Source organism: Pseudomonas sp. NPDC089407 (genome assembly GCF_044900445.1).
GTDB lineage: Bacteria > Pseudomonadota > Gammaproteobacteria > Pseudomonadales > Pseudomonadaceae > Aquipseudomonas.
In genome coordinates this window covers 1-23,198 of sequence record NZ_JBJDNB010000019.1, presented here as the reverse complement: position 1 = coordinate 23,198, position 23,198 = coordinate 1, and the positions used below count along the sequence as shown (strand labels likewise).

Here is a 23,198-nt window from a genome sequence, read left to right as displayed (position 1 = left end):
GGGGTTGGGCTGACAGGTGCTTGCCACAACATTTTCAGCGCCTATGAGATCGAGCGCCGCCCGCGCGGCGCTTCGCGGGGCAAGCCCGCTCCCACAGTCTGTTTCGGGCCAGTTACTCCTGCCTCCTCCGCACTCGCACCCTGGGTGCATGGCTGGACATTGCAGAAAAGCAGCGGCGACACCTTCAATATCGAATGGAACAAACAAGGCGGCCAGCGGTGAACTCACAGGAGTGATTGGCCCGAAACAGACTGTGGGAGCGGGCTTGCCCCGCGAAGCGCCGCGCGGGCGGCGCTCGATCTCACAGGCGCTGAAATTGTTGTGGCGAACACATGGCAGCCTTCACCCTATCTTAAGCCAACCCCTCACTGCTTCATCCCCAACTCAGCATCATCCATCAGCGCCTTGGCCATCGCACTCAGGTAATGGGCAGCCCAGATCATCATCGGCTTCTCATCCATCAACCCGGTGATGGTCAGTTCGCGCACATAGCCCATCAACTCCGAAGACTGCTCGCGGGCGTCTCTGCACGGGATACCGGGCTCGATGCGGAACAACGGGTGGTTACCGTTTTCGCCTTGGTAAAAAGTGGTTTTGCCGACGGTGAATTGGGTGTCTTCTGTTGTCATTGTTCAATCCCCTGATAATTCTTGGCTGCCTGGGCCGGCCCTTTCGCGGGTAAACCCGCTCCTACAAAGACCACCGCAGGCCCTGGCATGTGATGCCCGTTGTAGGAGCGGGTTTACCCGCGAAAGGGCCAGCCCAGGCGACATATCAACAAAGCCTTACAGCAGGCATCTGCCCCTGCATCGGGTTGTCTTCAGAAAAAGGGGATCAAGGGGTGGATCAGGAACATTCTTCAGCATCATGGTTCACCTGGTAATGAGGGCCACCACACACCTGCTGTCAAACAAGAGGGTGGCAGCTGTACATGGGTTGACAGACCGGTAGGCAAACCAAAACCCGGCGCACACGAGGTGCCCCATGCACAGCTGCCATAAAGGCAAAGCCATGCGGTTTGACCTGGTCGGCCTGTCAAAGCCGGTCGCTGATTCGCCAGCGACCACCCGAGACTAGGGCCCTACCCAGAGCACCGCAATGGCTTGAAGGGGGTTGGGAGTATGTTTGGGAAATGGACTACATGGAATAGGCAAATACTTAAAAAAAATGTAGGAAATCCGGCTGAAAAATATTTGGCCTCGTAAATGTGCGTCTCCTATATCACAAGGTGCAGTAGACCAAGCCATGGATGACTCACCCCTTAAACCACATCCAAGACAATATCTACCCTACATTTCCCTGCCTCAAGTAGGAAACTTCCCATAGACATTCAGCGACAATATTGAACACTAAGCACATTGACCTCTAGCCTCGCGCATAATTTCATATGCCACTCTCAAAGGGTGGTCTTCATGCGCTGGCAGAATTCAATCATCGACGGCAGGGAACGCTGTATGGCGCATCTAAGGCCTGCCACTCATTCGTTCGAAATCAGCTCGCGCGTCATCAGCGTAGACTTCACATTTGGATTCCACTGTTTCACAGATAACAAGAACGAAGGTCCGCTTATCACCAACCCTCGCTCGAATGAACAGCGGAACTTCAGCCAGAGCCGCTACGACTGCTCAAAGCTACTTCCAGAATTCGTTGCTCGCAGGTTCGTCGATGCCAAGGTTCGCGCCCACTTCGCGGGCAGAAACAATCGCCGATACTTTTGCCTGGACACTTTTGATTACGCGATATTTTTCGAAGTACGCAAATTGGGGGGCAAAGAAAACCACCTAAGGGTGAACGTTATATCCGCCTATCAAGTAGATGCTTGGGGGCGGACGAGCATGCCCAAGGGGCAGCTTTTTAATGTTCGCTACATACTGGAAAAGCGAAATGAAGGCTTGATCATCTAAGCAGCTGCAAACTATTCGAACCCCATAAACAGAAAGCCCCAAAACATTCGTCCTGGGGCTTTCTGCTAAATCTGAATATCGGCCTGGCCTTTCGAATCCCGCTCACTGGCTGGGAGAAATCAGCATCAGCTGGTCCCCGGCATTGCTACCCCCTGATCCAGGGTTCCGGTCTGTAGCAACACCGCAATGCTATCCAAGCGAAGCAACGACGTCAAAGGGATGAACACTCAAAAATGTTTCCGTCTGTTCCTCAACATCAACCGAATCAATCATGGTATCCACCTGTAACTGGCAAAACCTACACTCGCAGCATCCCGCCTCAGGACCGCCCCCATGCCCGAGACCCTGCTCAGCCCCCGCAACCTCGCCTTCGAGCTCTACGAAGTCCTCGACGCCGAAGCCCTCACCCAGCGCCCGCGCTTCGCCGAGCACAGCCGTGAAACCTTCGATGCCGCGCTGACCACCGCGCGCACCATCGCCGAAAGGTTCTTCGCCCCGCACAACCGCAAGGCCGATGAATACGAGCCCCGCTACGTCGATGGCCGCGCCGAGCTGATCCCCGAAGTGAAACCTGCCGTCGATGCCTTCCTCGAAGCCGGTTTCCTCAACGCCAACCGTGACTTCGAGGTGGGTGGCATGCAGTTGCCCAGCCTGGTCTCGCAGGCTTGCTTCGCCCATTTCCAGGCCGCCAACGCCGGCACCACGGCCTACCCGTTCCTGACCATGGGCGCGGCCAACCTGATCGAGAGTTTTGGCACTGAAGAGCAGAAGCGCCTGTTCCTGCAGCCGATGATCGAGGGCCGCTACTTTGGCACCATGGCCCTGACCGAACCCCACGCCGGCTCGTCGCTGGCCGATATCCGTACCCGCGCAGAAGCGGCAGGCGACGGCAGCTACCGGCTCAAGGGCAACAAGATCTTCATCTCCGGCGGCGACCACGAACTGTCGGAAAACATCGTGCACATGGTGCTGGCCAAGCTGCCAGACGCCCCGCCCGGGGTGAAGGGCATTTCGCTGTTCATCGTGCCCAAGTACCACGTCAACCCGGACGGCAGCCGTGGCCCGCGCAACGACGTGCTGCTGGCCGGGTTGTTCCACAAGATGGGCTGGCGCGGCACCACCTCCACGGCGCTGAACTTCGGCGACAACGGCCAGTGCGTCGGTTACCTGGTCGGCCAGCCGCACCAGGGCCTGGCCTGCATGTTCCAAATGATGAACGAGGCGCGTATCGGCGTCGGCATGGGCGCGGTGATGCTGGGTTACGCCGGCTATCTCTATTCGCTGGAATACGCCCGCCAACGCCCGCAGGGCCGGCTTCCGGACAACAAGGACCCGCACAGCCCGGCAGTGCCGATCATCGAACACACCGATGTGAAACGCATGCTGCTGGCCCAGAAAGCCTACGTCGAAGGCGCCTTCGACCTTGGCCTGTATGCCGCGCGCCTGTTCGACGACACCCATACCGCCAGCGATGAAAACGCCCGCAAACAGGCACAGGAACTGCTTGACCTGTTGACCCCGATCGTCAAATCCTGGCCCTCGGCGTTCTGCCTCAAGGCCAACGAGCTGGCGATCCAGATCCTCGGCGGCCACGGTTACACCCGCGAATACCCGGTTGAGCAGTACTACCGCGACAACCGCCTGAACCCGATCCACGAAGGCACCGAGGGCATCCAGTCGCTCGACCTGCTCGGCCGCAAGCTGGCGCAGAACAATGGCGCCGGCCTAAAGCAACTGATCCGCCTGATTGCCGTAACCGGCGAGCGCGCCAGCCACCACCCCAACCTCGACCCACTGCGCCAGCCGCTGGAGCAACTGGTCTACCGCCTTCAAGGGGTAACCCTGGCCCTGCTCGGCGACCTGGCCCAGGGCAAAGTCTCTGGCGCCCTGGCCAACTCGGCGCTGTACCTCAAGGCCTTCGGCCACTGTGTGATCGGCTGGCGCTGGCTGGAACAGGCGATTCACGCCGAACTCGGACTGCTCAAGGGCAGCCCAGCCGACCGCGACTTCTACCTCGGCAAGCTGCAAGCCGCACGTTATTTCCTGACTTGGGAACTACCGGGCTGCCATAATGAGCTGGCATTGCTCGAGGCACGCGACGATACCTGCCTCGGCATGCAAGACGGGTGGTTCTAGGGGGAGCCACCGTTTACACGGAGACTTCCGCATGTTCGATTCCAGCGCCCTGCTGCGCCAGCGCTTTGCCGCGCTGCGCAGTACGGCCGAGTTGTTTTCCCTGCGCCATATGAAACAGTCGCACCAGGCGCTGTCGGTTCGCCGCAATGTTGCCGAGCCGCCCTTCTTCAGCCAGGACGAAGGGGCCATGCTCACCGTGCGGGTCAATGGCGTAGAGGCCTATGCGGCCACCGCCGACCTGTCCCAGGTCGGTCTGCAACGCGCCCTCGAGCAAGCCGAGGCACTGGCCCGGCAGATCGCCCGATACAGCCTGCTGGACCTGCGCGAGCAACCGGTGACCAGCGCTCGCCACGACCACGTCTCGCCCAATTTCGACCAGCCCGTGCCCAGCCTTGGCGACTGCCTCGGCCTGCTCGCCGCCGAATCGGCCAGCGTACCCAAGGACAGCCGACTGGTGGACTGGCAGGCCAGCCTGGGCCTGACACTGGTCGAGCAGACCTACCTGAATTCGGCCGGCGCCGAACTGCGCCACGCCCAGCGCTTCCTGTTCCCAGGTTTGAGCGTGACCGCCAGCGACGGCCAGGACAGCCAGAGCCGCAGCCTGGGCCGCGACAACTTTGGCCAGCAAGGCGGTTTCGAGATCATCGAGCGTTGTGGCCTGGTCGGCGCCGCCAGCCGGGTTGCCGACGAGGCACTGCAGCTGCTGCTGGCACCGAACACGCCCAGCGGCCCACGCGACCTGCTGCTGATGCCGGACCAGATGATGCTGCAGATCCACGAATCCATCGGCCACCCGCTGGAAATGGACCGCATCCTCGGCGACGAGCGTAACTACGCTGGCACCAGCTTCGTCAAAGCCAGCGACTTCGGCCACCTGCAATACGGTTCCAGCCTGCTCAACGTGAGCTTCGACCCGACCATCGGCGAAGAGCTGGCCAGCTACAGCTTTGACGACGATGGCACCGCCGCCAGCAAGCAGTTCCTGATCCGCGAGGGCCTGCTGCTGCGCCCGCTGGGCGGTGCGCTGTCGCAGTTCCGTTCCGGCCTGGACGGGGTGGCCAACAGCCGCGCCTGCGGCTGGAACCGCGCGCCAATCGACCGCATGGCCAACCTCAACATCGAGCCGGGTGACCAATCCCTTGAGCAGCTGATCGCGGGCATCGAGCACGGCATCCTGATGCGCACCAACCGTTCCTGGTCCATCGACGATGCGCGCAACAAGTTCCAGTTCGGCTGTGAATGGGGCCAGTTGATCGAAAACGGCGAGCTCAAGGGCATCGTCAAGAACCCCAACTACCGCGGCATCTCCGCACAGTTCTGGCGCAACCTGGCAGCGGTCGGCGACCACAGCACCTTCCAGGTACTGGGCACGCCCAACTGCGGCAAGGGCGAACCCAACCAGGTGGTGCGCGTCGGTCACGCCTCGCCAGCCTGCGTGTTCCGCCAGATCGACGTATTCGGAGGAGACGCCTGATGCAACACGCATTCGAAACCCTGGTCGGCGATGTGCGCGCCGCCCTGCAAACGGGCGAGCAGTTCACCCTCGGCTACAGCGCCGAACACTCGCAATTCGTGCGTTTCAACCATGCGAAGGTGCGCCAGGCGGGCGAAGTGAGCCAGGCCAGCGCGCAGCTGCGGCTGATTCGCGACGGCCGCCAGGCCGAACAGCAAGTGACCTTGAGTGGCGATGCCCAACTGGACCGCCAACGCCTGACCGATGCGCTGGAACAACTGCGCCAGACCCTGCCGCTGCTGGTCGTCGACCCTTACCTGCGCCTGGACGAAAGCGCCTGGCACAGCCACAGCCAGCAAGCGCAGCCGCTGCCCGAGTTGAGCGAAGTGCTGGCCCTGCTCGACCGCGAAGCCGGTGACCTTGACCTGGTCGGCATCTACGCCGCCGGCCCGATCTGCCGGGGCTTCGCCAGCTCGTTCGGCGCCTTCGGCTGGCACCAGGCCAACAGCTTCAACTTCGACTGGAGCCTGTTCCACGAAAACGGCGAAGCAGTGAAGGCCAACTATGCCGGCCAACTGTGGAGCGCCGACGACTTCACTGCACGCTTGCGCCAGGCACGCGAGCAGCTGGGCTTCCTCGACCTGCCTGCTGTTACCCTCAAGCCCGGCAGCTACCGCGCCTACTTGGCGCCGGCAGCCATGGACGAGATTGCCGGTATGCTGTGCTGGGGCGGTTTCTCGGCTCAAGCCCTGGCCACCGGCAACAGCGCCTTGCAGCGCCTGTACAACCGTGATGCGCGGTTGAGCCCGCTGGTGAGTTTCACCGAGCAGGTCAGTAGCTCGTTGAGCCCGGCGTTTTCCGATGAAGGCTCGCCGCGCCGGGATGTGCCGTTGATTCAGCACGGCCAGGCGCTGCAGCGGCTGATCAGTGCGCGCAGCGCGGCCGAGTTCGAGCTGCTGGCCAACGGCGCCGACAGCTACGAGTCGCCGTGCGCGCTCAGCCTGGCGCCGGGTGGCCTGGCCAATGAGCAGATCCTGGAGCAGTTGGGCACCGGGCTGTACATCAGCAACCTGTGGTACCTGAATTACTCTGACCTGCCAGCGGCGCGCATGACCGGGCTGACCCGGTTTGCCACCTTCTGGGTGGAAAACGGGCAGATTCAAGGGCCGGTGAGCACCATGCGCTTCGATGACAGCCTGTACAGCTTGCTAGGTAGCCAGCTGGAGGACCTGACCCAGGAGCGCGAGATAATTTTGTCGACCAGTACCTATGGACAGCGCAGTACCGGGTCGAGTCATTTGCCGGGGGCGCTGGTCAAAGGGCTTACCCTGACATTGTGATTGGACTTGCCGGCCCTTTCGCGGCTAAAGCCGCTCCTACAACGAACGCGTAACCTTTGTAGGAGCGGCTTTAGCCGCGAAGAGGCCGGCACTGACAAACGAGGAAGTCATGCCCGAACGCACCCCGCTGGACCCCGTCACCGCCCGCTGGATCCCCTGGGTAGTGGCCATCGCTTTCTTCATGCAGTCCCTGGACGGCACCATCCTCAACACCGCGCTGCCGGCCATGGCCCGTTCGCTGGCCGAAGACCCGCTGCGCATGCAGGGCGTGATCATCGCCTACATGCTCACCGTGGCCCTGCTGATTCCCGCCTCGGGCTGGATCGCCGACCGCTTCGGCACCAAGCGCATCTTCTTCAGCGCCATCCTGCTGTTCAGCTTCGGCTCGCTGCTGTGCGCCGCCGCCAACAGCCTCGGCTTCCTGATTTTTGCCCGCGTGGTGCAGGGCCTGGGCGGGGCGCTGATGCTGCCGGTCGGGCGGCTGGTGGTGCTGCGCGCCTACCCGCGCAGTGAACTGGTGCGGATCATGAGTTTCATCACTATCCCCGGCCTGCTCGGGCCGCTGCTGGGGCCAACGGTGGGTGGCTGGCTGGTGGAAATCCTCAGCTGGCACTGGATCTTCCTGCTCAACCTGCCGGTCGGCCTGATTGGCTGCTACGCCGTCTGGAAGTTCATCCCTGACCTGCGCGGCACCGAACGCACCCGCTTCGACACCCCCGGTTTCCTGCTGTTTGGCGCGGCGATGGTGCTGATCACCATTGCCATGGAAGGCCTGGGCGAACTGCACCTGCCACACCTGCGGGTGATGTTGCTGCTGTTTGCCGGCATGGCGTGCCTGGCCGCCTACTGGCTGCGCGCCGGGCGCGACCCCGAGCCGCTGTTCTCGCCCAGCCTGTTCCGCGTGCGCACCTTTGCCATCGGCATCCTCGGTAACCTGTTCTCGCGCCTGGGCAGCGGTGCCCTGCCGTTTCTGGTGCCGTTGCTGCTGCAGGTGGCACTGGGTTACTCGCCGGCCCAGGCCGGCATGAGCATGATCCCGCTGGCAGCGGCAGCCATGCTGGCCAAGTCCGTCGCCAGGCCGCTGATCGAGCGGTTTGGCTACCGCATCATCCTCACCGGCAATACCTTGATGCTGGGCCTGATGCTGGCCAGCCTCGGCCTGGTCGATGAACAAACGCCCTACGCCGTGCTGCTGATTCAGTTGGGCCTGCTCGGCGCGATCAACTCCATGCAATTCACGGCGATGAATACAGTGACGTTGATCGACCTCGACGACGCCAGCGCCAGCAGCGGCAACAGCCTGCTGTCGGTGGTCGCGCAGTTGGCGCTGAGCCTGGGCGTGGCCTGTGCCGGTGCACTGCTCGGCGGCTTTACCGCAGCGGGCAGCGCCGAGGACGTGGAGACCACGCTGGGCGCGTTCCAGCTGACGTTCGTCACCATCGGCATCATGTCCATGCTGGCCGCGGCCATCTTCCTGCAGCTGGCGCCGACAGACGGAAGGCGTGCCCGTCGTCCGGAAGAGCACGTAGAGTCTTAGGGCGAATGGCCATGAGGCTGGTAGACTGTGCGGCATTTTTAGCTTCGCACCGCAGGCCCGCCTCGTGACCACCGAATCCACTGCCTTTGCAACCTTGCCGCTGTCCACTGCCATGCTGGCTAACCTGGACGCCCTCGGCTATGCCTCGATGACGCCGATCCAGGCCCAGAGCCTGCCGGTCATCCTCAAGGGCCAGGACCTGATCGCCCAGGCCAAGACCGGCAGCGGCAAAACCGCCGCCTTCGGCATCGGCCTGCTCAACCCGATCAACCCGCGCTACTTCGGCTGCCAGGCGCTGGTGCTGTGCCCTACCCGCGAGCTGGCCGACCAGGTGGCCAAGGAACTGCGCCGCCTGGCCCGGGCCGAGGACAATATCAAGATCCTGACCCTGTGCGGCGGCGTATCGCTGGGCCCGCAGATCGCTTCGCTGGAGCACGGTGCGCACATCATTGTCGGCACCCCGGGGCGTATCCAGCAGCACCTGGACAAGGGCACCCTGGTGCTCGATGGCCTGAACACCTTGATCCTCGACGAAGCCGACCGCATGCTCGACATGGGCTTCTTCGACGCCATTGCCAGCATCATCGGCAAGACCCCGTCGCGCCGCCAGACCCTGCTGTTCTCGGCCACCTACCCGGCCGGCATCAAGCAGCTGGCCGCCGACTTCATGCGCAACCCGCAACAGGTCAAGGTCGAGAGCCTGCACACCGACAACCAGATCGAGCAGCGCTTCATCGAGATTGATGCAGCGCAACGTCTGGATGCCGTTACCCGCGTGCTTGGCCACTACCGCCCGCAGTCGTGCGTGGCGTTCTGCTTCACCAAGCAGCAGTGCGAGGACGTGGTTGCCCACCTGACCGCCAAAGGCATCGTCGCCCAGGCGCTGCACGGCGACCTGGAGCAACGCGACCGTGACCAGGTGCTGACCATGTTCGCCAACCGCAGCAGCTCGGTGCTGGTGGCTACCGACGTGGCCGCACGCGGCCTGGACATCGATGGCCTGGACATGGTCATCAACGTCGAGCTGGCGCGTGATGCGGAAATCCACGTGCACCGTGTGGGCCGTACCGGTCGTGCCGGCGAGAAAGGCGTTGCAGTCAGCCTGGTGGCCCCGGCTGAAGGGCACCGCGCCCAGGCTATCGAAGCGTTGCAAAAGAGCCCACTGCGCTGGGACCAACTGGACAGCCTGAAGAACAAAGGCGGCGAGCCGCTGCTGCCCGTGATGAGTACCCTGTGCATCGCTGCCGGGCGCAAGGACAAGCTGCGCCCGGGCGATATTCTGGGGGCGCTGACCGGTGATGCCGGTATTCCGGGCAAGCAGGTGGGCAAGATTGCGATCTTTGACTTCCAGGCCTTTGTGGCGGTGGAGCGGGCGCTGGCCAAGCAGGCCATGCAACGCTTGAACAGCGGCAAGATCAAGGGTCGGTCCCTGAAAGTCCGTATCGTCTGACATTTTTTGGGGCTGCTTTGCAGCCCATCGCAGGCAAGCCAGCTCCCACAGGAACTCCACAGGCCTCAGGCTTATGCAATACCTAAGCCAGCCTCCACAGGATCATCACAGGCCTCAGGCCTTGTGCAGCACCTGTGAGCCAGCTCCCACAGGATCAGCACAGGCCTCAGGCCTTGTGCAGCACCTGTGAGCCAGCTCCCACAGGATCAGCACAGGCCTCAGGCCTTGTGCAGCACCTGTGAGCCAGCTCCCACAGGATCAGCACAGGCTCCGGGCCGGGTGCAGTCCCTGTGGGAGCTGGCTTGCCTGCGATGGGCCGCAAAGCGGCCCCGGCTATTCATGAGGTAACACCGTGCACTCCACCGACGTGATCATCCTCGGCGCCGGCGCCGCCGGCCTGATGTGCGCCCAGCTCAGCGCTCGCCGTGGCCGCCGGGTACTGCTGCTCGACCACGCCAACAAGCCAGGCAAGAAAATCCTCATGTCTGGCGGCGGGCGCTGCAACTTCACCAACCTGTACACCGAGCCGGCCAACTTCCTCTCGCACAACGCACACTTCTGCAAGTCGGCGCTGGCCCGCTACACCCAGTGGGACTTCATCGAACTGGTGTGCAAGCACGGCGTGGCCTACCACGAGAAGAAGCTTGGCCAGCTGTTCTGCGACAACAAGGCCAGCGACATTCTCGACATGCTGCTGGCCGAATGCGACGAGGCCGGCGCCGAGATCCGCATGCACACCAGCATCGAACAGATCGAGAAGACCGATAGCGGCTACCTGCTGCAGACCAGCGGTGGCCAGTTCGCCTGCCAATCGCTGGTGATCGCCACGGGTGGCCTGTCGATCCCGACCCTGGGCGCCACCGGCTTCGGCTATCAGGTGGCCCGCCAGTTCGGCCATACCCTGCTGCCGACCCGCGCCGGCCTGGTGCCGTTCACCATCACTGAGCCCCAACTCAAGGCACTGTGCACCGAGTTGTCGGGCACCTCGCTGGACTGCACCGCCAGCTGCAACGGCACCCGCTTCCGCGAGAACCTGCTGTTTACCCACCGCGGCCTGAGCGGCCCGGCGATCTTGCAGATTTCGTCGTTCTGGGAAGCCGGCGACACGGTCGAAATTAACTTGCTGCCCGATCGCGACGCATTGACCTGGCTGCAACAGATGCAGGCCGAGCGCGCCAACACCGAACTGAAGACCGTACTGGGCGAGGTATTCACCCGCAAGCTGGCCAACCTGCTGGCCGAGCAGTGGTTCGAGTCCCGCCCGATGAAGCAGTACACCCCGGCGGAGCTTGCACAGATCGCCGAGAAGCTGGCGAACTGGCAGGTGGTGCCGGCCGGCACCGAAGGCTACCGGACTGCCGAAGTGACTTTGGGTGGTGTGGATACCCGCGAAGTGTCGTCCAAGACCATGGAATCGCTGAAAAGCCCCGGGCTTTACTTCATCGGCGAAGTGCTGGATGTGACCGGCCACCTGGGCGGCTTCAACTTCCAGTGGGCCTGGGCATCGGCCAACGCCGCAGCGCAGTTCGTGTAGAGTAGAATCCATTCAGCAGCACGGAACGCTTCTTGCTGGCCCGTGCTGGGAGTGCCGGTAAAGCATTGGGGCTGCTGTGCAGCCCATCGCCGGCAAGCCAGCTCCCACAGGATTACCACAGGCCTTCAGGCTTGTGCAGTACCTGTGGGAGCTGGCTTGCCGGCGATGGGCCGCGACAGCGGCCCCAATAGCACGGCCTCGAAGGTATTCCTCTGATCACTGCCTAGCAGGCCATCATGTCATCGAGCTCGTTCCGTCAGTCACTGCGTCGCCTGTGGGGCCAAGACAAGTTCAGCTATAGCATCCGGGTCACCATCGCCCTTACCGGCAGCCTGGCCCTGTGCTGGTATCAGAACGAGATGGCCCTGCTGATTCCGCTGTTCCTCGGCATCATCGCCAGCGCCCTGGCCGAAACCGACGACAGTTGGCAGGGTCGCCTCAGCGCCCTGGCCGTTACCCTGGTGTGTTTCGCCATCGCCGCGCTGGCGGTCGAGTTGCTGTTCCCCTACCCCTGGATATTCGCCGTCGCGCTGGCCCTGGCGGCGTTCGGCCTGACCATGCTCGGCGCCCTGGGCGAGCGCTACGGCGCCATCGCTTCGGCCACCCTGATCACCGCGGTGTACACCATGATCGGCGTGGACCAGCGGGGCGGCCAGGTGACTGACTTCTGGCACGAGCCGATGCTGCTGGTGGCAGGCGCCGCCTGGTACGGGCTGTTGTCGGTGCTGTGGCAGGCACTGTTCTCCAACCAGCCCGTGCAGCAGAGCCTGGCCAAGCTGTTCTTCGAACTGGGCAGCTACCTCAAGCTCAAGGCCAGCCTGTTCGAGCCGGTGCGCACCCTCGACGTCGAGGCGCGGCGCCTGGAGCTTGCCCAGCAAAATGGCAAGGTAGTGGCAGCGCTGAATGCGGCCAAGGAAATCATCCTGCACCGGGTCGGCAACAGCCAGCCGAACGCCAAGGTCAGCCGCTACCTCAAGCTGTATTTCCTGGCCCAGGACATCCATGAGCGGGTCAGTGCGTCGCACTATCCCTACAACGGCCTGACCGAGGCGTTTTTCCATAGTGACGTGATGTTCCGCTGCCAGCGCCTGCTGCGTAAACAGGGCTCGTCCTGCCAGGAGCTGGCCCGTTCGATACGCCTGCGCCAGCCGTTTGTGCTGGCCAGCGGTTACCCCGAAGCCCTCGAAGACCTCAACGCTTCGCTGGAACACCTGCGTACCCAGAACAACCCGGCCTGGCGCGGCCTGCTGCGCTCGCTGCGGGCGCTGGCCGCCAACCTCGCCACGCTGGACCGCCTGCTCAGCGCCGCCAGCAACCCGGAAAGCCTGGCCGACGCCAGCGACAGCAGCCTGCTCGACCGCTCGCCGCGCTCGCTGAAAGACGTGTGGACACGCCTGCGCACCCAGCTCACGCCTACGTCGCTGCTGTTCCGGCATGCCTTGCGCCTGCCGCTGGCGCTGTCGATCGGTTACGGCATGGTGCACCTGATCCACCCGACCCAGGGCTACTGGATCATCCTCACCACGCTGTTCGTCTGCCAGCCCAACTACGGTGCTACCCGACGCAAACTGGTGCAGCGCATCTTCGGCACCGCCGTCGGCCTGACGGTCGGCTGGGCCTTGTTCGACCTGTTCCCCAACCCGGTCATCCAGTCGTTGTTTGCTGTGGTCGCCGGGGTGGTGTTCTTCGTCAACCGCACCACCCGCTACACCCTGGCCACCGCTGCGATCACCTTGATGGTGCTGTTCTGCTTCAACCAGATCGGCGATGGCTACGGCCTGTTTCTGCCGCGCCTGTTCGACACCCTGGTGGGCAGCCTGATTGCCATCCTGGCGGTGTTCCTGTTCCTGCCTGACTGGCAGGGCCGCCGGTTGAACAAGGCGCTGGCCAATACCCTGGCCTGCGCCAGTGTGTACCTGCGCCAGATCATGCAACAGTATGCCCATGGCAAGCGTGACGACCTGGCCTACCGCCTGGCCCGACGCAACGCCCACAACGCCGATGCGGCGCTGTCCACTACCCTGGCCAACATGCTGATGGAGCCGGGGCATTTCCGTAAGGAGGCCGACGTCGGTTTCCGCTTCCTGGTGCTGTCGCACACCTTGCTCAGCTACCTCTCGGGGCTGGGGGCACACCGTGACACGGCGTTACCGGCAGAGGTGCAGGAACAGTTGATTGAAGGTGCCGGGCAAAGCCTGGCCAGCAGCCTGGACGAGATTGCCAATGGCCTGGCTGCGCGGCTGCCGGTGGCGATTCATAGCGATGCCGAAGAGGCGCTGGCCAATGCCCTGGAGCAGATGCCGGAAGAGCTGGATGAACATCAGCGGCTGGTGCAGACGCAGTTGGCGTTGATCTGCCGGCAGTTGGGGCCGTTGCGGACCTTGGCGGCGCATTTGATCAAGGAAGGTGCGCCTGCCTGAGCCTTGTGTTGCCTGTGCTGGCCTCTTCGAGGCGTCGAACCGCCGCGAAGAGGCCAGCACAGGCAATACAGATCAAAACCCATGCTGACGCAGCAGCCGCGCATAGCTGCCATCGGCCTTCATCGCCGCAATCGCCTGCTCGAAGCGCGCGACGATCCGCTTATGCTCCGGGTGCTTCAGGCTGACCAGAATGTGCAAGGTGTTCTCCCCCAGCGGCGGCTCCACCAGCACTACCCCATCACGCACCTCCTGCGGCTCGCGCTGCAGGTTGTAGCGGGCCACGAATTCGTCTTCCACCGCCAGGTTCACCCGCCCTGCCACCAGCATGCGCACCGCCGAAGAAAAGTTGCGCACCGGCACCTTGTGCAGACGGGTATCACCGTCAAATTCGGGTGAATAGGCGTAATCACGCACCACGGCAATGCTGTAGGGGTAAAGGTCCGACTGGCGCTTGTAACGGAACGCCTCGCCCTTGCGCTGTAGCAGGCGCACACGGTTGGTCAGGTAGGCTTCGGAAAACTGCCCGATGTTGGCACGCGCATCGTTGTACCAGGCATTGATCAGCACGTCGTAGCGCCCTTCTCCTACGCCTAGCAGCGCCCTGGCCCAAGGCACCTCTTCGTAGACACTGCCGTAGCCGGCGCGCGCCAGGGCTGTGGTGACAATGCTGGTGGCCAGGCCGCCACCTGGCATGTTGACATCGTTGAACGGAGGCCAGCTGTCAGCCACCAGGCGCAACGTGTCGTTACCCGGGGCGGGTGTTGCAAGCATCATTGCCAGCATTCCCAGCACACAAAGCAGTGGCCGCATGCTCAGGTCCTTTCGCAATGGAGGGCACACACTGCCGATGAGATTACACAAAGCCGTTGCAGAGGGCAGCGGCCAATAGTGTCATTTAGCCTCTATTTTGGCCGAAACCGGTGCAGCATGCGATGATCGAGGCCCATTCAAGGAGTTCGCGCCAATGTCCATCGACTGGCTCTGCAAGCACCACACCGACCTTGGCAAAGAGCAGCTCTACGCCATTTTGCAATTGCGCACCGAAGTGTTCGTGGTCGAGCAGCGCTGCGCCTACCAGGAAGTCGATGGCCAGGACCTGAATGGCGATACCCTGCACCTGATGGCCTGGCAGGAAGACAAACTGGTCGCCTACCTGCGCCTGCTCGACCCGCAGTCGCAGGGCGGGGACGTAGTGATCGGGCGGGTGGTGACATCGCCTGAAGCACGCGGGCTGAAACTGGGGCACACGCTGCTGCTCAAGGGGCTGGAGGCGGCGGAGCATTGCTGGCCGGGGGTGCCGGTGTACCTCTCGGCGCAGGCGCATTTGCAGGCGTTTTATGCCGGGCATGGGTTTATGGTGGTGGGTGAGGAGTACCTGGAGGACGACATTCCGCATATCGGCATGCGCAAGGGCTGAAATTGCCACGATCCCTGTGGGAGCGGGCTTGCCCCGCGAATCAGACGACGCGGTGCATGGCACCGGCTTTGCCGGTGTTCGCGGGACAAGCCCGCTCCCACAGGCCGCAGAGCGGCCCCATGTTTTCAGGGGTAACCCAGCACTTCGCGAATCTGCCGCAAATGCTGGATGATCCACTGCTTGTCGATCGCGCCCCAGTCTTGAATGCGGTAATGCCCGGCGTGGTTGCGGGCGCCTTCCTGCTGCTCGAACTCGCAGACGATATCCAGGTCGGCCAGCGCGGCGATGGTGTCCTGGGCGGTGCGCCGCGGCATGCCAGTGGCCTCCATCAGGGCGGGCACGCTGGTCGCGGTCTGGCTGTCGATCAGCCAGGCCACGTACAGGCGGCGGTAGAAGCTGCTCTTGGTCTTGCTCACTTCCATGCTGCATGTTCCTTAGAGGTTGCCCGGCAGCTCCCGATAGGTCAGGTAGACGCGCAGGTCGAATTCCAGTTGGTGATAGTCCGGCTCCATGTGCTGGCAGAGCTGGTAGAACGCCTTGTTGTGGTCGCGCTCGCGCAGGTGCGCCAGTTCATGCACCACGATCATGCGCAGGAACTGTGGTGCGGCCTCCTTGAACAACGAGGCAATGCGGATTTCCTTCTTGGCCTTGAGCTTGCCGCCCTGCACCCGCGACACCGCGGTATTCAGGCCCAGGGCCCGGTGGGTCAGGTCGAGGCGGCTATCGAACAGCACCTTGTCCAGGCCCGGCGCGCTGCGCAGGTACTGCTGGCGTAAATCCTGGGCATAACCATACAGCGCCTTGTCGCTTTGAACGTCATGGCGGTCGGGGTAGCGGCGCTGCAGGTAGTCGCCCAGGCGGTCGCTGTCGATCATCTGCCGCACCTGCTCCTGCAGGTGCGGCGGGTAAGCTTGCAAGTAGCGTAATACGGTCATGGCACTGCATTCGGCGTAACGAATGCCGATTCTAGCCAATCAGGGCCCTGGCCAGGAGAAAATCACCGGAAAGCCGCTGGCATCTGCTGCAGTCATTGGCCTGGCGACCAGAAACCCCTGCACGTATTCGCAACCATTGGCCCGCAGCCAAGCCGCCTGGGCCGGGGTTTCCACGCCTTCGGCAATGACCGTGATGCGGTAGTCGGCACACAGGCCAATGACGCTGCGCACCAACGCGGCATCCACCGCCGAATCGGGCAGCCGTGCCACCAGGTGGCGATCGAGCTTGAGGGTATCGATCGGCAGGTCACGCAGCATGCGCAACGAACAATCGCCTGCGCCAAAATCATCCAGCGCCACCCTTACCCCCAGCTCGCGCAGGCGGTGGATCGCCTTCACCGCCGCATCGATGTTGTACATCAGCGACGTTTCCGCAACTTCCACCTCTATCTGTGCCGGTGCCAACTGGTAGAGCTGAATCACCCGCTGCAGCTCTTCAACCAGGCTGGGCATGGCGAATTGTGCCCGGCTCAGGCTGATGCCCAGTACCAGGTCTGCCGGAAAGCGCGGGTACCAGGCCTGTCGCTGAGCCGCCCCCTGGCGGTAGATCCAGCTGGCCAGGCGGTTGATCAGGCGCGCTTCTTCGAGCAAGGGGATGAACAGGCCTGGGGGCACATCGCCGACACTGGGGTGCTGCCAGCGCAGCAAGGCCTCGAAGCCACGCAAGTGGCCATCGATGAAGCTGACCTGCGGCTGGTACACCAGGCTGAAATCCTGCTGCTCGATGGCCGTGCGCACGCTGTCTTCAAGCATCAACCGCGAGCGCGCCCGACCGTTGAGTTCCTGGTCATAGAAGCGGTACTGCTGGCGCCCGGCCTGCTTGGCCGCATACATTGCCGCATCTGCCGCCCGCAGCAGGCCTTCGACATTGGCCCCGCATTCCGGGTAAGTCGCGATGCCGATACTGACCCCAAGGCACACATCAAGCCCGTCTACCTCATGGCTGATGGACACCCGCTCCAGCAGGCGTTCGGCATAACGCCCGGCCTGCTCCGGGTAAGGCAAGCTGTCGAACAGCGCGGTGAACTCATCGCCGCCCATGCGCGCCAGCAAGGCCTCGCTGCCCAGGCAGTCCTTGAGCTGCTCGGCGACCCAGCGCAGCACCCGGTCACCCGCGTCGTGGCCAAGCGAATCGTTGATGCGCTTGAAGCCATCCAGGTCCATGTACATCAACGCTTGCGCCTTGTCCGAGCGCTCGTTGCGCAGCAGCGCGCCTTCGGCCGCCTGGTAGAACCCGCGGCGGTTGAGCAGGCCGGTGAGCGGGTCGGTGACGGCCTGGTACTCCAACTGCTGATGCAGGTTACGCACCACCGACATGTCCAGCACGGTCACCACCATGGCCTGCTGTTCGGCCGGCAGGGGTGCACAGGACAACGCCACGGGTACCAGTTCGCCGCCCAGGGTACGCAGATGGGCATCGTGCACACGGAAGATGCGCCGGCCCAGGTAAGCCTGGTAGAAGTCCGATTCGCGCCATAGGCTGGCGCTGGCCAACTGCACCAGGTCGAGCAGGTGGGTGCCTTGCAGTTGCTGCACGGAGGTCGCCAGCAAGCGGGAAATGGCCGGGTTGGCAAAACTGATGATGCCCTTGGCATCGACCACCAGAATGCCTTCGGCAGCGTTCTCCAGAATTGACGCATTGAACGCCCTGGCCGCTTCCAGCTCACGGGTCAGCCGCTGCAGCATGCGTCGGTTGCGCTGCTGATCGAGCAAGGCCTGGATTTTGGGCTTGAGAATTTGCGGGTCAAACGGTTTGAACATGTAGTCCACGGCGCCACTGGCGTAGCCTTTGAGTACGGCCGCTTCGGACTGTTCGTTGGCGGTGAGGAAAATGATCGGTGTCAGCCGCGTACGCAGGCTGCCGCGCATCAGCCGGGCGACTTCGAAGCCGTCCATTTCCGGCATTTGCACGTCGAGCAAGACCAAGTCGACATCGTGCTCAAGCAACACGCCCAAGGCTTCCGTCCCCGAGCTTGCCGTCAACACTTGCCAATCCTGACGGGCCAGCAAGGCCCGCATGCTGAGGAGGTTCTCGGGGTAATCGTCTACCACCAGTAGAACCGAGCTGCCATCCAGTGGCTGTGGTTGAGGGTGAGCGACATCCATGCTGCTTCTCTATTATGTGACCAACTTCAACATGCGGTTGGATCCATCATTACTCTAGACCTGAGCGGATAACACGCAATGCAATCAGAACGCTATCAGTGACTGAACTGTACGGTAGCCGACCAACGGTTGTTCTGCAGAGAATATGTGTTACCCGCGAAGAGGCCAGCACAGGAGTAACACCCAAAAATAAAAAACCCGCATTTCTGCGGGTTTCTTGTGTAGCCGGGTGGCTTAGTTGACCTTGGCGGCCAGCTCACCTTTGGCATAGCGCTGGAACATGCCTTCCAGGGAGATCGGCTTGATCTTCGAGGCATTACCGGCGGTGCCGAAGGCTTCGTAACGGGCGATGCACACGTCACGCATGGCCTTCACGGTTTCAGCGAAGAACTTGCGAGGGTCGAACTCGCTCGGGTTCAGGGCCATGTGACGGCGCATGGCACCGGTGGACGCCAGACGCAGGTCAGTGTCGATGTTGACCTTGCGCACGCCGTACTTGATACCTTCGACGATTTCTTCAACCGGTACGCCGTAGGTCTCTTTCATCTCGCCGCCGTACTGGTTGATGATCGCCAGCCACTCTTGCGGTACCGAAGAAGAACCGTGCATCACCAGGTGAGTGTTGGGAATGCGCTTGTGGATTTCCTTAATGCGCTCGATGGCCAGGATGTCACCGGTTGGCGGCTTGGTGAACTTGTAGGCACCGTGGCTGGTACCGATGGCAATGGCCAGGGCGTCGACCTGGGTCTTCTTGACGAAGTCGGCGGCTTCTTCCGGGTCGGTCAGCATCTGGCTGTGATCCAGTACGCCTTCGGCGCCGATGCCGTCTTCTTCTCCGGCCATGCCGGTTTCCAGCGAGCCCAGGCAGCCCAGCTCACCTTCTACCGAAACGCCGCAGGCGTGCGCCATGGCAACGGTCTGCTGGGTAACACGGACGTTGTATTCGTAGTCGGTCGGGGTCTTGCCGTCTTCGCCCAGCGAGCCGTCCATCATCACCGAGCTGAAGCCCAGCTGGATCGAACGCTGGCAGACGTCAGGGCTGGTGCCGTGATCCTGGTGCATGCACACCGGGATGTGCGGGAATTCTTCGATGGCCGCCAGGATCAGGTGGCGCAGGAACGGCGCGCCAGCGTACTTGCGGGCACCGGCCGAAGCCTGAACGATCACCGGGGAGTCGGTCTTGTCGGCCGCTTCCATGATGGCGCGCATCTGCTCGAGGTTGTTGACGTTGAAAGCCGGTACGCCGTAACCGAACTCGGCGGCGTGGTCCAGCATCTGGCGCATGCTAATGAGTGCCATTGTGTATCTCTCTCCCGACAAGCGTCGTTTGTTTCGTGCAAGCCTGCCGCAGGGGCGGTTGCTGTTCAAGTAGTGTGGGCCACCGTTGCGGCCCGGCCAGTCACGGTGCCTTGCAGCCCCGCCCAATCAGGTCGTTGGTTGCCACCCAGTACACCAGGCCTTCTTCGCCCTTGGTGTGGAAGGCCAGCATGCCATCGCTGTACAGCGCACCCGAGGCACCCGGTTCGGCCTTGAGCCGGTAAACCTGGTCACCGCCGCCAAGGCGTACATCAACCTGGTCGCGTTGCGCATCGGCGAAGCGCCACAGCACTTCGGCCTGGGTGTCACAGACCCAACGGGTCCAGTTGTCTGCCGGGGCGGGTTGCGCCGGCTGCAGCAGTGAGCATCCTGCCAGTGTCGCCAGGGCCGTTACGGCCAAGAGCGCTTTCATTGCATATCCTCTAGATGACCACACAGCGGTCGCTTGGTTGCCTGACCCGACGAAACGCCGGGGGTCACGGGCAGCCCGGCGCCTTGCGCTGGTGGTCTTCATCGTACTTTTCCAGGCCTTCCGGGCCCACGCGCTTGCTGATGACCGGCACGGTCTCGGCCTGCCACTCGGACTGGTAGCAACCGCCCTTGGGCGGCTGCGCCGGGTCGTCGGCACTCGAGGACGGGCTGCCGGAACACGCACTCAGCAAACCCGCCAGCATCATCACAGGCAATTGCTTGACCATCAGGCCACTCCCTTTGCCAAGCGCCGACTTCATCAGGCCTTGGCCCGCTCTTCCAGGATTGCCACGGCTGGCAGGACCTTGCCCTCAACGAACTCGAGGAAGGCGCCACCACCGGTAGAAATGTAGGAGATTTCCTTGCTGACGCCATATTTGTCGATGGCTGCCAGGGTGTCACCGCCACCGGCGATGGAGAACGCAGCGCTGTCGGCGATGGCCTTGGCCAGCACCTTGGTGCCGTTGCCGAACTGGTCGAACTCGAACACGCCAACCGGGCCGTTCCACAGGATGGTTTTCGACGACTTCAGCAGCTCGGCGAAGTTAGCAGCGGTTTGCGGGCCGATGTCCAGGATCATGTCGTCAGCGGCAACGTCGGCGATGGCCTTGACGGTGGCTTCGGCCGTTTCGGCGAATTCCTTGGCAACCACCACGTCGACCGGCAGTGGCACGCTGACCTTGGCGGCGATGGCCTTGGCGGTGTCGACCAGGTCAGGCTCGTACAGCGACTTGCCCACCGGGTGGCCGGCAGCAGCCAGGAAGGTGTTGGCAATGCCGCCGCCGACGATCAGTTGGTCGCAGACCGAGCTCAGGCTGTTCAGTACGTCCAGCTTGGTCGATACCTTGGAGCCGGCGACAATGGCCGCCATCGGCTTGGCCGGGGCCTTCAGGGCCTTGCCCAGGGCATCCAGCTCGGCAGCCAGCAACGGGCCGGCAGCCGCCACCTTGGCGAACTTGGCCACACCATGGGTCGAACCTTCGGCGCGGTGAGCGGTGCCGAACGCGTCCATGACGAACACATCGCACAGGGCGGCGTACTTCTGCGCCAGCTCGTCAGCGTTCTTTTTCTCGCCCTTGTTGAAGCGCACGTTCTCGAACACCACCAGCTCACCGGCCTGTACTTCGATGCCGTCGAGGTAGTCGGCAACCAGCGGCACGTCGCGGCCCAGCGCCTTGCTCAGGTACTCGGAAACCGGCTTCAGGCTGTTTTCGGCCGAGAATTCGCCTTCGGTCGGGCGACCCAGGTGCGAGCAGACCATTACCGCCGCGCCCTTCTCCAGGGCCAGCTTGATGGTCGGCAGCGCTGCCAGGATACGCGCGTCGCTGGTTACCGCACCGTCCTTCACAGGCACGTTGAGGTCTTCGCGGATCAGTACGCGCTTACCTTGCAAGTCGAGGTCGGTCATCTTCAACACGGTCATGAATGCAGTCCTTCAGGGCTGTTTGTTGCGGATTGGTTGAACGACGTGCAGAAAGTGTTCGGCAACGTCGAGCATACGGTTGGCGAACCCCCATTCGTTGTCGAACCAGGCCAGCAGGTTCACCAGGCGGGGGCCGGAAACGCGGGTCTGGCTGGCATCGACAATCGCCGAATGCGGGTCATGGTTGAAATCACAGCTGGCGTGCGGCAGCTCAGTGTAGGCCAGCAGGCCTTTCAGCGGGCCTTCCAGCGCGGCCTCGCGCAGCACCCGGTTGACCTCGGCCGCGCTGGTGTCGCGGGCGGTCTGCAGGGTGATGTCCAGGCACGAGACGTTGACAGTCGGCACGCGTACCGCTTTGGCCTGGATTCGCCCGGCAAGTTCCGGAAGCAGTCGCTCGATACCGCGCGCCAGGCCGGTGGACACCGGAATCACCGACTGGAAGGCCGAACGCGTGCGGCGCAGGTCTTCGTGGTGGTAGGCGTCGATCACTGGCTGGTCGTTCATCGCCGAGTGGATAGTAGTGATCTGCACGTATTCGATGCCGAACGCCTGGTCCAGCACCCGCAGCAGTGGCACGCCGCAGTTGGTGGTGCAGGAGGCGTTGGACACCAGCCGCTCGTTGCCGGTCAGGCAGGCCTGATTGATGCCGTAGACCACGGTGGCATCGACATCGGCCTCGCTGGCCATCGGCTGCGAGAACAGCACCCGCGGCGCACCGGCATCGAGGAAGCGCTGGCCATCGGCACGGGTGTTATAGGCACCGGAGCACTCCAGCACCAGGTCGATGCCCAGCGCGGCCCAGTCAATGCCCTCGGGGGTGGCGCTGCGCATCACTTTCACGCAGTCGCCATTGATATGCAGGCAGTCGCCATCGACCTTCACCTCGCCGGGGAAACGCCCGTGGGTGGAGTCGAAGCGGGTCAGGTATTCCAGGCTGGCCTGGTCGGCCAGGTCGTTCAGCGCGACGATCTCGAAACCGGCCTTTGCCCCCCGCTCGAACAGCGCGCGCAGGACACAGCGGCCGATACGGCCATAACCGTTGAGTGCAACTTTGTAGGGACGCAGGTGGGGCATAGGTAGCTCTTGAACTCCGGCAGTTATACGGGGCCGCTGCGCGGCCCATTCGCGGCACAAGGCCGCTCCCACAGGGGACGGCGTGCGCAATACCCTGTGGGAGCGGCCTTGTGCCGCGAACGAGGGCCAAAGGCCCTCGCCTTCCTTGTATCAGTCTTCCAGCAGCTCTTCGGCAGTACCCAGGATGTTCTCCAGGGTGAAACCGAATTCTTCGAACAGTGCCGAAGCCGGCGCCGACTCACCGTAGGTGGTCATGCCGATGATACGACCTTCCAGGCCGACGTACTTGTACCAGAAGTCGGCGTGGGCAGCTTCGATGGCGATGCGCGCACCCACTTCCAGCGGCAGCACGGACTGCTTGTAGGCAGCATCCTGGGCATCGAACACGCTGGTGCATGGCATGGAAACCACACGCACCTTGCGGCCTTGCTCGGTCAGCTTGTCGAAGGCCTGAACCGCCAGGCCCACTTCGGAACCGGTGGAGATCAGGATCAGCTCAGGCTCGCCAGCGCAGTCCTTGAGCACGTAGCCACCACGGCTGATGTCGGCGATCTGCTGGGCGTTGCGGTCCTGGTGCTGCAGGTTCTGGCGCGAGAAGATCAGCGCCGAAGGGCCGTCCTT

General features: G+C 63.0%; 20 protein-coding genes. 9 read left to right on the top strand and 11 right to left on the bottom strand.

All coding sequences use genetic code 11. The features are described 5' to 3' along the window. Positions 1–365: 365 nt before the first annotated feature. On the bottom strand, positions 366–629 hold the full coding sequence (locus tag ACI2KG_RS16070) for a DUF3077 domain-containing protein (RefSeq protein WP_404662526.1): 264 nt from the start codon (positions 627–629) through the stop codon (positions 366–368). Between the two features lie 783 nt (positions 630–1,412). On the opposite strand from ACI2KG_RS16070, the gene ACI2KG_RS16065 reads away from it, so the two are divergent. The 8 genes from ACI2KG_RS16065 (at position 1,413) to yccS (ending at position 13,774) form a co-directional block, all read left to right on the top strand. After that, positions 1,413–1,904, top strand: a complete 492-nt coding sequence (locus tag ACI2KG_RS16065; protein WP_404662525.1) for a hypothetical protein — start codon at positions 1,413–1,415, stop codon at positions 1,902–1,904. A gap of 333 nt (positions 1,905–2,237) precedes the next feature. After that, on the top strand, positions 2,238–4,040 hold the full coding sequence (locus tag ACI2KG_RS16060; protein WP_404662524.1) for an acyl-CoA dehydrogenase: 1,803 nt from the start codon (positions 2,238–2,240) through the stop codon (positions 4,038–4,040). Between the two features lie 31 nt (positions 4,041–4,071). Continuing rightward, positions 4,072–5,514: a TldD/PmbA family protein gene (locus ACI2KG_RS16055; protein ID WP_404662523.1), complete on the top strand. Its 1,443-nt coding sequence runs from the start codon at positions 4,072–4,074 to the stop codon at positions 5,512–5,514. After that, positions 5,514–6,833 carry a TldD/PmbA family protein gene (locus ACI2KG_RS16050; RefSeq protein ID WP_404662522.1) on the top strand — a complete coding sequence of 440 codons (1,320 nt, stop codon included), beginning with the start codon at positions 5,514–5,516 and terminating at the stop codon, positions 6,831–6,833. The genes ACI2KG_RS16055 and ACI2KG_RS16050 overlap by 1 nt, the downstream gene beginning before the upstream one ends. 109 nt (positions 6,834–6,942) lie before the next feature. After that, entirely contained in the window at positions 6,943–8,370 is a 1,428-nt protein-coding gene (gene mdtD, locus ACI2KG_RS16045) for a multidrug transporter subunit MdtD (RefSeq protein ID WP_404662521.1), read from the top strand. Positions 8,371–8,482: 112 nt separating this feature from the next. After that, entirely contained in the window at positions 8,483–9,820 is a 1,338-nt protein-coding gene (gene dbpA, locus ACI2KG_RS16040) for an ATP-dependent RNA helicase DbpA (RefSeq protein ID WP_400613220.1), read from the top strand. Positions 9,821–10,172: 352 nt separating this feature from the next. Next, complete coding sequence (locus tag ACI2KG_RS16035; protein WP_404662520.1) at positions 10,173–11,354, top strand: NAD(P)/FAD-dependent oxidoreductase; 1,182 nt, start codon at positions 10,173–10,175, stop codon at positions 11,352–11,354. 236 nt (positions 11,355–11,590) lie between these two features. After that, on the top strand, positions 11,591–13,774 hold the full coding sequence (yccS, locus tag ACI2KG_RS16030; protein ID WP_404662519.1) for a YccS family putative transporter: 2,184 nt from the start codon (positions 11,591–11,593) through the stop codon (positions 13,772–13,774). A gap of 72 nt (positions 13,775–13,846) precedes the next feature. Here the strand turns inward: yccS and ACI2KG_RS16025 are convergent, their stop codons facing one another. Beyond that, complete coding sequence (locus ACI2KG_RS16025; RefSeq protein ID WP_404662518.1) at positions 13,847–14,584, bottom strand: substrate-binding periplasmic protein; 738 nt, start codon at positions 14,582–14,584, stop codon at positions 13,847–13,849. Between the two features lie 154 nt (positions 14,585–14,738). On the opposite strand from ACI2KG_RS16025, the gene ACI2KG_RS16020 reads away from it, so the two are divergent. Further along, positions 14,739–15,191: a GNAT family N-acetyltransferase gene (locus ACI2KG_RS16020; protein ID WP_404662517.1), complete on the top strand. Its 453-nt coding sequence runs from the start codon at positions 14,739–14,741 to the stop codon at positions 15,189–15,191. Positions 15,192–15,316: 125 nt separating this feature from the next. Here ACI2KG_RS16020 and ACI2KG_RS16015 read toward each other — a convergent pair whose 3' ends face one another. The 9 genes from ACI2KG_RS16015 to ACI2KG_RS15975 all read right to left on the bottom strand — a co-directional run. Then, a complete protein-coding gene (locus tag ACI2KG_RS16015; RefSeq protein ID WP_404662516.1) occupies positions 15,317–15,613 on the bottom strand; it encodes a helix-turn-helix domain-containing protein in 297 nt (98 codons plus the stop codon). A 12-nt stretch (positions 15,614–15,625) separates the two neighbouring features. Continuing rightward, positions 15,626–16,126, bottom strand: coding sequence for a M48 family metallopeptidase (locus ACI2KG_RS16010; RefSeq protein ID WP_400612223.1), 501 nt, complete (start codon positions 16,124–16,126; stop codon positions 15,626–15,628). Between the two features lie 39 nt (positions 16,127–16,165). Beyond that, the gene (locus ACI2KG_RS16005) at positions 16,166–18,292 is read right to left on the bottom strand and encodes a putative bifunctional diguanylate cyclase/phosphodiesterase (RefSeq protein ID WP_404662515.1); all 2,127 of its coding nucleotides are present in this window, start codon (positions 18,290–18,292) and stop codon (positions 16,166–16,168) included. Between the two features lie 234 nt (positions 18,293–18,526). Beyond that, positions 18,527–19,591 (bottom strand): class II fructose-bisphosphate aldolase, encoded by a 1,065-nt coding sequence (gene fba / locus ACI2KG_RS16000; RefSeq protein ID WP_201206955.1) that lies wholly within the window; start codon positions 19,589–19,591, stop codon positions 18,527–18,529. 100 nt (positions 19,592–19,691) lie between these two features. Beyond that, positions 19,692–20,021 (bottom strand): MliC family protein, encoded by a 330-nt coding sequence (locus ACI2KG_RS15995; RefSeq protein WP_004576614.1) that lies wholly within the window; start codon positions 20,019–20,021, stop codon positions 19,692–19,694. Between the two features lie 64 nt (positions 20,022–20,085). Next, a complete protein-coding gene (locus ACI2KG_RS15990; protein ID WP_400612229.1) occupies positions 20,086–20,340 on the bottom strand; it encodes a hypothetical protein in 255 nt (84 codons plus the stop codon). After that, positions 20,340–21,503, bottom strand: coding sequence for a phosphoglycerate kinase (locus ACI2KG_RS15985; RefSeq protein WP_404662514.1), 1,164 nt, complete (start codon positions 21,501–21,503; stop codon positions 20,340–20,342). Before ACI2KG_RS15985 ends, ACI2KG_RS15990 begins: the two co-directional genes overlap by 1 nt. A 12-nt stretch (positions 21,504–21,515) precedes the next feature. Next, a complete protein-coding gene (gene epd / locus ACI2KG_RS15980; protein WP_404662513.1) occupies positions 21,516–22,577 on the bottom strand; it encodes an erythrose-4-phosphate dehydrogenase in 1,062 nt (353 codons plus the stop codon). 150 nt (positions 22,578–22,727) lie between these two features. Continuing rightward, positions 22,728–23,198, bottom strand: a 471-nt coding sequence (locus tag ACI2KG_RS15975) for a transketolase-like TK C-terminal-containing protein (protein ID WP_404662512.1), incomplete at its 5' end; no start/stop codon positions are given.